We start from the raw sequence: 14,163 nt of genomic DNA on the forward strand, positions 1-14,163 counted from the left end.
GCAACATGAGCCTTGATACCAGCAAAGACAATGTCATTGAAGTGAGTGGCCTGTACAAGCACTTCGATCAGGTCACCGCGATCAATGGGCTGGATTTCACCGCTCGGAGGGGAGTGACCACGGCATTACTCGGTGGCAATGGCGCGGGCAAGACCACCACCATCGCCATGCTGCTGGGATTGCTGCTACCCAGCAGTGGCAATATCCGCATACTGGGCGAAGACATGCTGAAACACCGGCACCGCCTGTTGCATCGCATGAATTTCTCATCGCCTTACGTCGATTTGCCACAGCGCCTCACCGTGCGGCAAAACCTGACGGTATTTGGCCATCTCTATCGCCTGCCCGCGCTCAAGCAACGCATAGCCAAACTGGCAGAAGATCTGAACCTCAGCCAGCTGCTGGACCGGCCTTACGGCAAACTCTCCGCAGGACAGAAAACCCGCGTTTCTCTGGCAAAGTCGCTGATCAATGAACCGGAAGTCCTGCTGCTGGATGAGCCGACCGCCTCGCTGGACCCGGACACCGCCGATGCCATACGCACGCACCTGGAGCAATACCAGCAACGCACTGGTGCCAGCATATTGCTCGCATCGCACAACATGACCGAAGTCGAGCGCATGTGCAGCGATGTGATCATGCTGCGCGCAGGCAAAGTAGTTGACACCGGCTCGCCTGATGCGCTGTTGGCGCGCTATGGCCGCACCTCCATGGAAGAGGTCTTTATCGATATCGCACGGGACCGCGCCCCACAATGAGCAAACAAGACATCCATTATTCACCACGCCGCATCGGCGCCATTGTGCTGCGCCACCTTTATCTAATGCGCACCTCCTGGCCGCGCGTGCTGGAAATGGTCTACTGGCCTACCGTGCAGATGATCCTGTGGGGCTTCATCACCCTGTTCCTCAAGGAAAACAGCCATTACGTGGCGCAGGCTGCCGGCATTCTGCTCTCTGCGGTGCTGCTGTGGGATGTGCTGTTTCGCAGCCAACTGGGCATAGCCCTGGTCTTCATGGAAGAGATGTGGTCGCGCAACCTGGGGCATCTTTTTGTCAGCCCGCTGCGCCCTTATGAAATGGTATCGGCGCTGATCGTCATGAGCCTTATCCGCACCCTGATCGGCATAGGCGGTGCAGCCCTGGTGGCGATTCCGCTGTTCCATTACAACATCTTTGACATGGGGCTGCCGCTCATCGCCTTCTTTTTCAACCTGATCGCCATGGGCTGGGCCGTGGGTTTGCTGGTGTCCGGCATCGTCTTGCGCTATGGCCTGGGGGCCGAGAGTGTGGCCTGGATTGCCGTGTTTGCCATTCAGCCCTTGTGCGCCATTTATTACCCTGTCGCCACTTTGCCGCACTGGCTGCAGCCGGTAGCCTGGGCCTTGCCAGCGAGCCATGTATTTGAAGGCATGCGCGAGCTGCTGTTGCAGGGCACCTTCAATATGCATTATCTGGTCAATGCCATATTGCTGAATATTATGTATCTGGGTGGTGGCATCGCGGCCTTTCTGGGCTATTTCCGCGCCGCTCGCCGCCGCGGATTGCTGCTGCAAATCGGCGAATAAGCACCAGCCCTACACCCGCCCTGTCGGAGTCATCATGCATTCCCCTGAAACCATCCCATCCACCTGGGCCGAGCGATTACCAGAACTGGCACAGCAATATGCCAGCATTCGCAAGCAATTGCGTGATGAAACCGATATACGTCCGCGGCCCGGCCTGTGGTTTGAGGCATTGCGCGCAGTAAACCCGCAAGAGGTGCGCGTCGTCATTCTCGGCCAGGATCCCTATCACGGGGAGGACCATGGCATACAGCAGGCGCATGGCCTGGCGTTTTCGGTGCCTGAAGATGTGCGCCCGCCGCCGTCACTGCGCAATATCCTCAAGGAACTGGCGAGCGATATTGGCGAAGCGCATATTGAAGGCGGCAACCTCAGCAACTGGAGCAAGCAGGGCGTGCTGCTGCTGAATGCCTCGCTGACGACACGCGGCGGTGAAGCTGGCGCGCATGCGGCCTACTGGCATGCGTTTACTGAAAAGCTGATGACATGGCTGGGCCAGCGTGAGCAGCCTCTGGTATTCATCCTCTGGGGCAGCCATGCGCAACGCCATAAGTCCCTGATCGCCCCGCAGCACCGCATCATCGAATCCGTTCACCCCTCGCCGCTTTCCGCACATCGCGGATTTTTTGGCAGCCGACCATTCAGCCAGACCAACGCCGTGCTGGCCGAGTGGGGGCAAACGCCCATACACTGGTAAGCCAGCCTGGCACATGCCTCGCAGACAATAAAAAACGGCGCATAAGGCGCCGTTTTTTATTGAAAGCTTAAGCAGAGATTACTTGCTGTAGCGTGCCACGCTGGCCAGGATTTCCGCCTTGGCTTCATCGGTGCCCACCCAGCCACCCACCTTGACCCATTTGCCCTTTTCCAGATCCTTGTAGTGCTCAAAGAAGTGGGAGATAGGTGCCAACTGGAACTCAGGAATGTCGTGATAGCTTTTCACATCCTTGTACTGAGGGCAGACTTTATCAACAGGCACGGCCAGTACCTTGGCATCCACGCCGCCGTCGTCTTCCATGGTCAGCATGCCAATCGGGCGGCAACGAATCACCACACCAGGCTGCAAAGGAATAGGGGTAATCACCAGCACATCGGTCGGGTCACCATCTTCAGCCAGGGTGTGAGGGATGTAGCCGTAGTTACAGGGGTAGTGCATGGAAGTGCCCATGAAACGATCCACGAAAACCGCGCCGGACTCTTTATCCACTTCAAACTTGATCGGCTCGCCACGCATCGGGATTTCGATGATGACGTTGAAATCATTGGGGATATCCTTGCCTGCTGGCACATTGTTCAGTGACATTACTTGATCCTTTTATCAAAAATAGGGTGATTCAGTTGTTATTTTAAACCAGCGTCTCGAATTTGAGCTGATCGGCGTTATAGGCTTTCATCTCGCCGTTGATGATATCGAAATACCAGCCGTGCAGCTTGATAAGCCCCTGCTCAATACGGGTGCGTATGAAGGGGAATGTTTGCAGGTTTTCCAGCGAAACCACAATGGCCGCCATCTCGCAGGCGCACAGCTTGTCATCTGCCGTCTCATGGCCATGCTCGGCATTGACCCGGTCGGCCGCCCGCTTCGCCATGCCGACCCACGGCTTGATGAATTCGCCGTCCATCCCCTCTGGAATGCCTTCAAACAGGGCCTTGATACCACCGCACTGCCTATGCCCCAACACGATGATGTGTTGCACCTCCAGCGCGCTAACACCAAACTCCAGCGCCGCACTCACCCCGTGGTAACCGCCGCCCTGCTCATAGGGCGGGACCAGATTCGCCACGTTACGCACCACAAACAAATCGCCTGGCTTGCAATCAAGCACGATGGCCGGATCGACACGGGAATCTGAACAGGCAATCACCAGCGTGCTGGGCTTCTGGCCCTGACTCAGTTCGGCAAACAATTGCTGCTCGTCCGTCACGAAGTAGTTATCGTGAAAACGACGATAACCATCGATCAACTTCTGAAAATCCGTCATGCAGGTTTCTTTCTTCAATTGTGCCCGGCACTCTTCAACCACCCAGGATGGGATAAGGCGAAGTGCCAGGTACACCAGACCGGGGATGATGATCAGCTCATCGAGCTGGCCGATAACAGGAATAAAATCAGGTATCAGGTCAAACGGCATCACCAGATACGCCAGGGCCAGCCATAGCAATGCCTTGGCTGCCAGTGGCGTCTTCGGATGCGCCAGCACACGCTTGTAGACCTGGAACTCGGCCTTGAGCGTGGCGGCAAGCTGTTTCAGCTTCTGCTTCAGCTGGGCAACTCGCTGCCCGTCAGTTTGCGATAGGCTTCGCGGTACTTGTCCGCGGTTTTCTGCGCAACGTCAGCGGGTAACTCAGGACCAGGCGCAACCTTGTTCCAGCCAGTGGATTCGAGCCAGTCGCGCACATATTGCTTGTCGAAGCTGGGTGGGTTGCTGCCTACGGCATATTGCTCGGCAGGCCAGAAACGCGAGGAATCCGGCGTGAGCGCTTCATCGATCAGATAAAGCTCGCCAGCCGCATCCAGGCCAAACTCAAACTTGGTGTCGGCAATGATAATGCCGCGTGTCAATGCATAGGCAGCGGCTTCGGTATAGAGCTGAATGCTGATGCGGGCCACTTTTTCGGCCAGCTCTTTGCCCAGCAGCTGGGCGCATTTTTCCAGTGTGATATTTTCGTCATGGTCACCCATCTCGGCTTTGCTGGATGGAGTGAACAGTGGCTGTGGCAATGGTGAAGCTTCTTGCAAACCTGCTGGCAGGGCGATGCCGCATACGGTGCCCGAGGCTTTGTATTCTTTCCAGCCGGAACCCACCAGATAGCCGCGCACAATGGCTTCGATCGGCAGCGGCTTCAGTTTTTTGACCACCAGCGCACGACGCGCCAGCTGGGCTTTTTCCGCGGGGTCTGACACCACGCTTTCCGGGGCAATGCCGGTCAGGTGATTGGGAACAATATGCCCCAGCTTATCAAACCAGAAATTGGCAATCTGGGTCAGCACGGCGCCTTTGTCCTGAATCGGCGTTGGCAAAATCACATCGAAAGCCGACAGGCGATCAGTCGTCACCAGCAGCATGGTCTTGTCGTCGATGTCGTAAATATCCCTGACCTTGCCCTGATTGATCAGAGGCAGGCTGTTAATGCTGGATCGCATGAGAGGTGCTGTCAAAACGGATTCCTTAATCAATATGCGTTAATGCGGTGTGCTGGCATGGTTATCTGGATCACGATCCTATTTGGATTGCAGATCCGTGCCATCGGTATAGGGGAAGCGCACATGGCCGTAACGCACCAGCAAAATCGCCATGGCAATGAGCAGGATGGAGGCCGAGACGGCAAAAATGCGCCAGGCATCCAACTCCTTGATATCCAGTACCAGATAGCGCGCCAGGGCAATAATGCCGATGTAGAGTGGATAGCGCACTGGCAGCTTGCCCGAGCCCAGGTAATGGTTGAGCATGGTCATGACTTCAAGGTAGAGGAACAGCAGGAGCAAATCGCCCACTGTGACTGCCCAGGCCTGCCAGATATGGGCAATCTGCTGATAGGTAGCTACCACGGTCGCCAGTGCAATCACGATCAATACGATCTGCTCGACAATGCCCAGGCCATACTGGCCCAGGCTGCTAAATTTATTTGGTTTCATGCTGGCGCTCCCCAAGGTTTTTACCTGATATTGTCTTATATGCCATGACTACGCCAGATTCATCAAATGAATCCAGCCATGCTGGCCTGAGCGCTATTTTACATGACAACCACACCCGCACGATATGCAGATAAGCAAGCACTTACGCGAGCATCACACACCCTGGCGAGGCTGTACCAGCGCGGTTAACTCGCCTTGCCGATAGCGGCGGGCCATCTCGGCACAGGCCACAGGCCGGATTCGCGATGCCTGACCCGCTGAGCCGAATGCCTCAAAGCGTGCCCGACAGATGCTGGACATACCCTGCGTGGCAGCCGTCAGCAGCTTGCGCGGATCAAGCTCGCGATTGTGCTGTCCACCATGCAAAAATTCCCGCGCCGACCCAATAAACGCCATGCGCAGATCGGTATCAATATTTACCTTGCGCACGCCATGCCGTATGCCCTGCACAATCTCTTCCACTGGGACACCGTAGGTTTCGGGAATCTCGCCACCATGGGCATTGATCAGTTGCAGCCACTCCTGCGGCACCGAGGATGACCCGTGCATGACAAGATGTGTGTTGGGCAAGCGGGCATGAATCTCACGGATGCGCTCGATGGCAAGAATGTCGCCGCTGGGTGGTCGGCTGAATTTATAGGCGCCATGCGAAGTACCAATCGCAATCGCCAGCGCATCCACATTGGTAAACCGTACAAAATCGGCAGCTTCTTCCGGGTCAGTTAGCAACTGGCTGTGGTCCAGGTGGCCCTCGGCGCCAACCCCATCTTCCTCGCCCGCCATGCCGGTTTCCAGTGATCCCAGCACCCCCAGCTCGCCCTCCACGGACACGCCAACGGCATGGGCAATATCCACTACCCGACGCGTCACTTCCACGTTGTAGGCAAAATCTGCAGGGGTAGAAGCATCTTCACGCAGCGAGCCATCCATCATCACACTGGAAAAGCCCAGCCGTATGGCCTGCACACATACATCGGCCGAGGCGCCGTGATCCTGATGCATGACCACAGGAATATGCGGGTAGGTTTCAATCGCGGCCAGCACAAGATGCTGCAGGAAGATCTCGCCTGCGTATTTACGTGCCCCCGCGCTGGCTTGCAGGATGACCGGGCTATCCACCGCATCGGCAGCCTGCATGACCGCCTGTATCTGCTCCAGGTTATTGACGTTGAACGCAGGCAGGGCGTAGCCATATTCGGCCGCGTGATCCAGTGCCTGCCTGAGAGTAATGAGTGCCATGGCAAACTCCTAACTTTGGCGATGTTCCCCTACTTGGACAAGTTTCATGGTATTGGTGCTGCCAGCCTTGCCGATGGGCTGGCCAAAGGTCAGCAAAATATAATCGCCATTGGTCACCACACCACGCGATACCAGCTCTTCTTCCGCATCAAACAGAATACGGTCAATATCATGACTGCCCACCTCCATGCGATAAGGGTAGACCCCACGGCACAGCGTCAGCTTGCGCCGCGTATTTTGCTCTGGCGTCAGCGCATAGATGGGCACATTGTTGTTGGCGCGCGATAACCAGATGGCCGACTTGCCCGACTGCGTCAGTGCGGCTATCGCCTTCACGTTGAAATGCCGTGCGCTGTAACTGGTGGCCATGGCAATCGCTTCATCGATTTCATCAAAGGTATCACGTCCCAGGCGTCGCACGCTGTCGTCGTAGTATTCTTTCTCCGCTTCCTTGCATACGCGATGCATGGCTGATACCGCTTCCACCGGAAACTGGCCGGCCGCGGTTTCCGCCGACAGCATCACCGCATCCGTGCCATCCAGCACGGCATTCGCCACATCCGATACCTCGGCCCGGGTTGGGATGGGGTTGAGGATCATGGATTCCATCATCTGCGTGGCGGTAATCACCAGCTTGTTCTTGGCGCGCGCCAGCCGGATCATGCGTTTCTGCAAGCCGGGCACCACGGCGTCGCCCACTTCCACGCCCAGATCCCCGCGCGCCACCATGATGACATCGGCGGCATCCACAATCTCTTCCAGGGCGGGTATCGCTTCTGCCCGTTCGATCTTGGCGACAATATGGGCATGGCCGCCTGCTTCTTGCACCAGTTGTCGCGCCAGTTCGACATCCGCCCCGCTGCGCGGAAACGAGATGGCGATATAGTCGGCGCTCAGGGCAGCAGCGGTCTTGATATCCTCGCGGTCTTTTTCAGTGAGCGCTTCGGCTGCCAAGCCACCACCCAAGCGATTAATGCCTTTGTTATTGGATAGCAGGCCGCCGACCTTGACTGTGCAATAGACCGCACTACCCTCTACCGAATCCACGGTGAGCACGATACGGCCATCGTCCAGCAGCAGCACCGTGCCCGTGACGACCTCCTGTGGCAGGGTTTTGTAATCCAGGCCCACGCGCGATTGATCGCCCAAGGGGCAATCTGCATCCAGAATGAAATTGTCACCGGGCCGCAGCAGTATCTTGCCATCGGCAAACTTGCCAATACGGATTTTGGGGCCTTGCAAATCGCACAGCACGCCCACCGAGCGCCGCCGCGCACGCGCCAGCTCCCGCACCAGCTCTGCCCGGGCTATATGGTCTGCCGCCTGCCCATGCGAAAAATTCAGCCGCACCACATCCACCCCGGCATCCAGCATGCGTTCCAGCACTTCACGCTCACTGGAGGCCGGCCCCAGCGTCGCTACGATCTTGGTTCTGCGTAATTCCATTGCTACCTCCTGAAATGGCCATCGTCTGCAGACCGCAAACGCTGCCACCTGAAACCAGATTACAAATAACGGCTGCCCATAAAAAAAGGGGCGCGAGCGCCCCTTTTTACTGAATACCCGCGTATCGGCTTAACCGCGTGCGCGTGCCTCCAGAATTTCAACTGCTGGCAGCGGTTTGCCCTCCAGAAACTCCAGGAAAGCACCACCGGCCGTTGAAATATAGGACACCTTGTCATAGATATCATACTTCTGAATCGCGGCAATGGTGTCGCCACCGCCCGCCAGGGTAAACGCCTTGGTCTGGGCAATGGCTTCCGCGATGCGTTTGGTACCTTCACCAAACTGGTCAAACTCGAATACCCCTACCGGGCCATTCCAGACGACGGTGGCAGCATTCATGATGATCTCCGCCAATTCCTCAGCAGATTTCGGGCCAATATCAAAAATCATCTCGTCTGCGGCCACGTCACTCGCGTCTTTCAGCACCGCAGGCTCGTTGGCGTCGAATTGCTTGCCGACAACTACATCCACGGCAATCGGCACGGCTGCACCACGTGCGGACATTTTGTCGATCAGCGCCTTGGCTGTGGGCACCAGATCATCTTCACACAAGGACTTGCCGACTTCATGTCCGGTGGCCTTGAGGAAGGTATTGGCAATGCCGCCGCCCACCACCAGTTGGTCCACTTTTTCAGCCAGGCTTTCCAGCACGGTCAGCTTGGTCGACACCTTGGAACCACCGACAATCGCCACCATAGGCCGGGCCGGACAGAGCAGGGCTTTGCCCAGCGCATCCAGTTCCTGTACCAGCAGGATGCCTGCAGCAGCCACGGGCGCAAACTTGGCAACGCCATGCGTGGAAGCTTCTGCGCGGTGGGCGGTACCAAAGGCATCCATCACAAACACATCGCACAGCTTGGCGTATTTTTGTGACGTTTCGTCGAGATTCTTCTTCTCGCCCTTGTTAAAACGACAGTTTTCCAGCAGCACCAGTTCACCGTCGGCCACGTCAAAGCCGCCATCCACCCAGTCCTTGATCAGGCGCACAGGCTTGCCAAGCTTGGCAGCAATGACATCGGCAACCGGCTTGAGCGAGTTCTCCTCGGAATACACGCCCTCTTCCGGACGCCCCAGATGAGACGTCACCATGACCTTGGCACCCGCCTTCAGCGCGTGCTCGATAGTGGCCATGGATGCGGTAATGCGGGCATCCGAGGTCACTTTGCCGTCCTTGACCGGCACATTGAGATCAGAACGAATCAGTACCTTTTTACCCTTAAGGTCCAGGTCGGTCATTTTGATGACTTTCATGCCCAGCTCCTTATTTAGCGACGTGCTGCACCAGGCGCATCAGATTGCAGGTGTAGCCATACTCGTTGTCGTACCAGGCCACGACTTTGACAAAGGTCGGGTCAAGCTGAATGCCAGCATCAGCATCAAATACCGATGGGCAGGTTTCACCACGGAAATCGGTGGACACCACTTTTTCTTCGGTATAGCCCAGCACACCCTTGAGTTCGCCTTCAGCCGCGGCTTTCATCGCAGCGCAGATTTGCTCGTAGCTGGTCTCTTTTTCCAGTTCCACGGTCAGGTCCACCACGGATACATCCGAGGTTGGCACACGGAAAGCCATGCCTGTCAGCTTTTTGTTCAAGGCAGGAATCACCTTGCCGACGGCCTTGGCAGCGCCAGTGGACGAAGGAATGATGTTTTCCAGAATGCCGCGACCGCCGCGCCAATCCTTGTTGGATGGGCCATCGACGGTTTTCTGCGTTGCCGTGGCGGCGTGTACCGTGGTCATCAGGCCACGCTTGATGCCGAAGGCATCGTTTAGCACCTTGGCAACCGGCGCCAGGCCATTGGTGGTGCAGGAAGCTGCCGACACAATCGCTTCGCCCTGGTAGCTGGCATGGTTAACACCATAGACAAACATGGGGGTATCGTCCTTGGAAGGAGCCGATTGCACGACTTTTTTGGCGCCCGCATCGATATGCTTCTGGCAGGTTTCCTTGGTCAGGAAGAAGCCGGTACATTCGATCACGATATCCACACCGGCCTCGTCCCACTTGAGGTTGGCCGGATCTTTTTCAGCGGTCAGGCGGATTGTCTTGCCGTTCACCACCAGATGATTGCCTTCAACAGCGACATCACCCTTGAATTTGCCGTGCACGGAATCATGCTTCAGCATGTATGCCAGATAGTCCGGCTCCAGCAGATCATTGATCGCGACTACTTCAATATCGGTGAAATGCTGAGCTGCTGCACGAAACACCATACGGCCAATGCGGCCAAATCCATTGATACCAACCCTGATTGCCATTTGTCTTTCCTTTCCCTGATAAAGAAAAAGGGAGCCAACACTAGACTGGCTCCCTTTGACTTAACTACACACTATTACAGTACGGATTTTACGGTTTTCACAACATTTTCAACCGTGAAACCGAAGTGCTTCATCAGCACGCCGCCAGGAGCGGACTCGCCGAAGGTGTCGATACCGACCACAGCACCTTCCAGACCAACATACTTGCGCCAGAAGTCAGGGTGAGCAGCTTCCACTGCAACACGCTTCACGCCTGGGGTCAGCACGCTGTCCTTGTAAGCCTGGTCTTGTGCATCGAATACGTTGGTGGATGGCATGGAAACCACACGCACCTTGGTACCAGCTGCATTCAGCTCAGCAGCAGCCTTGATCGCCAGATCCAGCTCGGAACCGTTGGCGATGATGATCACATCAGCCTTGCCAGCCACGTCGGAGAATACATAACCACCCTTGCGGATCAGGTCAATTTGCGCAGCATCGTGCTTGATGCCAGGCAGATTCTGACGGCTCAGCACCAGGCTGGTTGGACCATCGGTACGCTCAACAGCAGCTACCCATGCCACAGCAGTTTCAGTAGCATCAGCAGGACGCCATACGTTCATGCGTGGGATGTAACGCAGACCGGAGGTGTTTTCCACTGGTTGGTGAGTTGGGCCGTCTTCGCCTTGACCGATAGAGTCGTGAGTCAGCACGTAAACAACACGTTGCTTCATCAGCGCGGACATACGCATGCCGTTCTTCATGTAGTCGGAGAACATGTGGAAAGTACCGCCGAATGGCAGCAAGCCACCGTGCAGTGCCATACCGTTCATGATCGCAGCCATACCGAATTCACGTACACCGTAGGAGATGTAGTTACCTGGCTTCTTGCCATCCACGTGCACGAAGCTGCCAGTGCTGGTCAGGTTGGAGCCGGTCAAGTCAGCGGAACCGCCGAGGAATTCTGGCAGCAGTGGAGCCAGAGCGCCGATGACGTTTTGCGAGGCCTTGCGGCTGGCAACGCCTTCTGCCTTTTCGTTGAAGTCGGCGATCATCTTGGTGGTCGCTTCCTTCCAGTTTGCTGGCAGTTCATTTGCCATGCGGCGCTTGAATTCAGCGGCTTCTGCCGGGAAAGCCTTTGCGTATGCATCGAACTTGGCGTCCCATGCAGACTCGGCAGCAGCACCCTTGGCCTTGGCATCCCAGCCTGCGTATACGTCAGCAGGGATTACGAATGGCTCGTGGTTCCAGCCGATGTTGGCGCGAGTAGCAGCCACTTCAGCGTCACCCAGTGCGGAACCGTGGCAGTCATGGCTGCCGGACTTGTTTGGAGAACCCTTGCCGATGATGGTCTTGCAGCAGATCAGCGATGGCTTGTCAGTCACCTTCTTGGCAGCGTCGATAGCAGCCTGGATCGCAGCGGAGTCATGGCCGTCTACAGACTGAACGTGCCAGCCGTATGCTTCAAAACGCTTAGCGGTGTCATCGGTGTACCAGCCTTCGATGTGACCGTCGATGGAGATGCCGTTGTCATCCCAGAAAGCCATCAGCTTGCCCAGACCCCAGGTACCGGCCAGTGCACAAGCTTCGTGAGAAACGCCTTCCATCATACAGCCGTCGCCCAGGAACACGTAGGTGTAGTGGTCAACGATGTCGTGGCCTGGCTTGTTGAACTGGCTGGCCAGCAGCTTTTCTGCCATGGCGAAACCAACGCCGTTGGCAATACCCTGGCCCAGAGGACCAGTGGTGGTTTCTACGCCAGGAGCGTAGCTGTATTCAGGGTGACCTGCACACTTGGAATGCAATTGACGGAATGTCTTGATGTCGTCGATGGAAACATCGTAACCAGTCAGGTGCAGCAGGGAGTAAATCAGCATAGAGCCGTGACCATTGGACAGCACGAAGCGATCGCGGTTAGCCCATTGAGGATTGGTCGGGTTGTGGCTCAGGTTGTGGTTCCACACTACTTCTGCAATTTCCGCCATACCCATAGGCGCGCCTGGGTGCCCCGAGTTGGCTTTCTGGACGGCGTCCATCGAAAGCGCACGGATGGCGTTTGCTAAATCTACACGAGTTGCCATTAAAATCTCCCACGGTTAAAGAGAAAAAAGGCATCTACCCGGCCGTCTCAGCCGGCTAGAAGCCTTACCTCAAATTCTTTTGGAAATCCCCTGATGCAGGGAATGTAACGCTATATAACGTTGCTGCTGCGGTACGCGTTCAGTGCCTAATTATTCCTTAGAACCCACTTTTGAGCAATACCGCCGTTTAATCAAAAGGACTAGAAAAGCTCTACTCCCCCTTCGTTTCGCTTGTTTTCGAGAGCGCCCTCTGCCACCAGCCGCTCATAATTGCAAACCCGGTTGCGACCATGATGCTTGGCATAATACAAAGCCACATCCGCCCGGTCGATGATATGCGAGGAAACATCGTAGGCCATGATCTCGGTATAACCGGCACTCACGGTGATGCGGCCCACCTGCGGAAACTCGAATTCGGCGACGCGCTCGCGGAAACGATCCAGCACCATCTGCATTTCTTGCTGATCATGGCATTCAAAAATGGCGACAAATTCTTCGCCGCCAAAACGGAACAGCAGATCGTGATCGCGCAGGCTGTAAGTCATTTGTTGCGCGAACAGCAACAGCACCTCATCCCCCAGCAGATGGCCATAGCGGTCGTTCACCAGCTTGAAGTGATCTATGTCAAAAATCGCCATGTAATAGTGCAGGCCCAGCGCATCGTCTTCGCGCTGATGCCTATTTTGCACGCGGGTCACCACCTTGTTGACCTTGTGCTCGAAGGTCTTGCGATTAAGCAGCCCGGTCAGGGTGTCCTGCTCGTTATCATTAATCAGCGCGATGAAGTTCTGATACACCTGCAGCAGCATGCCGGTGATCTGGTCGAAACCGGCTACTTCGGGTGCGGTAACGCCAATCACGGCCAACGGCTTGTTTTTGGCACAGCTCACAGGATAAAGCGTGACGGTTTCACCATCTTGCCGCACGTATTGCTGACGCTGACCAGTGGCGACGCACTGCTCCAGCATATGCTGCAAATCGGCAGGAATCTGAGCGCTGGGGACATCGCCACCTTCCATCACGGTAAGGGCGAATTTCTTGCTATGGACATCCTCAAGCTTGTATATGGCAACTGCGCCAGGTGCTACCAGTTCAAACAAGGCATGGGCGAGCGAAATCTCCAGCGCGTTGACATCGCGTTCGCTGGTAAGTGCGATCAGCTTGGCTAGCACCCCTTGAATGGTGGGCGAATACAATGCAGATTCAGTAATTAATGGAGGAATATACAAGCTCAAGCTTTTATTAAATGACTCACTCTTTCCATTTGAGTGAGCAGCCTATACTGGCAATTTGTTCACGTGGCCCCTGACCTGTGGCCGCAATTTGCGCCATGGCGCGGTATAAATCCCTGCTACTCTCTGGTGCAAGCTCTTTGCGCGATGCATCAAAACGCCCGCGATACTGCAGCTCGAGGTCGGCATTAAAGCCAAAGAAATCAGGCGTACACACCGCCCCATAAGCACGGGCGACATTCTGACTCTCATCAATAACGTATGGGAAGCAAAAACCGTACTCAGCGACCACTTCCCGCATGCGCTCCGGACCATCCTCCGGGTAAGCGACAATATCATTGGACTGGATGGCAATCGTATTGATGCCTTGCGCCTGCAATTCACGCACATCATTCACCAGCCGCTGGCGTATGGATTGCACATAGGGGCAATGATTACAGATGAACATGACAAGTGTGCCACGCTCACCGCGAATATCTGCCAGAGTCCAGATTCGCCCATCCGCATCAGGCAGACTGAAGTCAGGTGCCTTCCAGCCAAAGTCACATACCGGGGGATTTACGCTTGCCATTTTTACCGACTGCTCCTATCTTGCCATGACCCGCTCGCCCGCATGTCGGGTGGAGATATGCGCCCTTCTACTGAATGCGCGCAAAGTCTCGTGC

14 protein-coding genes are annotated in these 14,163 nt (G+C 56.0%); 3 read left to right on the forward strand and 11 right to left on the reverse strand.

The annotated features are described in order from the left end of the window. Positions 1–5: 5 nt before the first annotated feature. From ACWWD9_RS11710 to ACWWD9_RS11720, 3 genes are read left to right on the forward strand one after another with little or no spacing between them, the layout of a single operon-like run. On the forward strand, positions 6–758 hold the full coding sequence (locus ACWWD9_RS11710; protein ID WP_015829391.1) for an ABC transporter ATP-binding protein: 753 nt from the start codon (positions 6–8) through the stop codon (positions 756–758). Further along, positions 755–1,567 carry an ABC transporter permease gene (locus ACWWD9_RS11715; RefSeq protein ID WP_455867116.1) on the forward strand — a complete coding sequence of 271 codons (813 nt, stop codon included), beginning with the start codon at positions 755–757 and terminating at the stop codon, positions 1,565–1,567. The genes ACWWD9_RS11710 and ACWWD9_RS11715 overlap by 4 nt, the downstream gene beginning before the upstream one ends. 34 nt (positions 1,568–1,601) lie before the next feature. Continuing rightward, positions 1,602–2,261 (forward strand): uracil-DNA glycosylase, encoded by a 660-nt coding sequence (locus tag ACWWD9_RS11720; protein WP_455867117.1) that lies wholly within the window; start codon positions 1,602–1,604, stop codon positions 2,259–2,261. Between the two features lie 78 nt (positions 2,262–2,339). Here the strand turns inward: ACWWD9_RS11720 and ppa are convergent, their stop codons facing one another. The 11 genes from ppa to ACWWD9_RS11775 all read right to left on the reverse strand — a co-directional run bounded on the left by ppa (position 2,340) and on the right by ACWWD9_RS11775 (position 14,069). After that, positions 2,340–2,867: an inorganic diphosphatase gene (ppa, locus tag ACWWD9_RS11725; protein WP_013441318.1), complete on the reverse strand. Its 528-nt coding sequence runs from the start codon at positions 2,865–2,867 to the stop codon at positions 2,340–2,342. 43 nt (positions 2,868–2,910) lie between these two features. After that, entirely contained in the window at positions 2,911–3,765 is an 855-nt protein-coding gene (locus ACWWD9_RS11730) for a carbonic anhydrase (RefSeq protein ID WP_148211139.1), read from the reverse strand. Positions 3,766–3,824: 59 nt separating this feature from the next. Then, positions 3,825–4,724, reverse strand: a complete 900-nt coding sequence (locus ACWWD9_RS11735) for a phosphoribosylaminoimidazolesuccinocarboxamide synthase (protein ID WP_159356434.1) — start codon at positions 4,722–4,724, stop codon at positions 3,825–3,827. 63 nt (positions 4,725–4,787) lie between these two features. After that, positions 4,788–5,201, reverse strand: a complete 414-nt coding sequence (locus ACWWD9_RS11740) for a phosphate-starvation-inducible protein PsiE (protein WP_013441315.1) — start codon at positions 5,199–5,201, stop codon at positions 4,788–4,790. Between the two features lie 153 nt (positions 5,202–5,354). Beyond that, on the reverse strand, positions 5,355–6,440 hold the full coding sequence (gene fba / locus ACWWD9_RS11745) for a class II fructose-bisphosphate aldolase (protein WP_455867118.1): 1,086 nt from the start codon (positions 6,438–6,440) through the stop codon (positions 5,355–5,357). A gap of 9 nt (positions 6,441–6,449) precedes the next feature. Beyond that, positions 6,450–7,886, reverse strand: a complete 1,437-nt coding sequence (gene pyk, locus ACWWD9_RS11750) for a pyruvate kinase (protein WP_013441313.1) — start codon at positions 7,884–7,886, stop codon at positions 6,450–6,452. A 129-nt stretch (positions 7,887–8,015) separates the two neighbouring features. Further along, a complete protein-coding gene (locus ACWWD9_RS11755) occupies positions 8,016–9,197 on the reverse strand; it encodes a phosphoglycerate kinase (protein WP_013441312.1) in 1,182 nt (393 codons plus the stop codon). Between the two features lie 10 nt (positions 9,198–9,207). Further along, on the reverse strand, positions 9,208–10,206 hold the full coding sequence (gene gap / locus ACWWD9_RS11760; RefSeq protein ID WP_013441311.1) for a type I glyceraldehyde-3-phosphate dehydrogenase: 999 nt from the start codon (positions 10,204–10,206) through the stop codon (positions 9,208–9,210). 74 nt (positions 10,207–10,280) lie between these two features. Then, on the reverse strand, positions 10,281–12,266 hold the full coding sequence (gene tkt / locus ACWWD9_RS11765) for a transketolase (RefSeq protein WP_015829382.1): 1,986 nt from the start codon (positions 12,264–12,266) through the stop codon (positions 10,281–10,283). 200 nt (positions 12,267–12,466) lie between these two features. Continuing rightward, positions 12,467–13,462 (reverse strand): GGDEF domain-containing protein, encoded by a 996-nt coding sequence (locus tag ACWWD9_RS11770; protein WP_013441309.1) that lies wholly within the window; start codon positions 13,460–13,462, stop codon positions 12,467–12,469. Between the two features lie 55 nt (positions 13,463–13,517). Continuing rightward, positions 13,518–14,069 (reverse strand): thioredoxin family protein, encoded by a 552-nt coding sequence (locus ACWWD9_RS11775; RefSeq protein WP_455867119.1) that lies wholly within the window; start codon positions 14,067–14,069, stop codon positions 13,518–13,520. Positions 14,070–14,163: the final 94 nt, after the last annotated feature.

It is taken from the genome of Methylovorus sp. SPW-M1, from assembly GCF_053848825.1.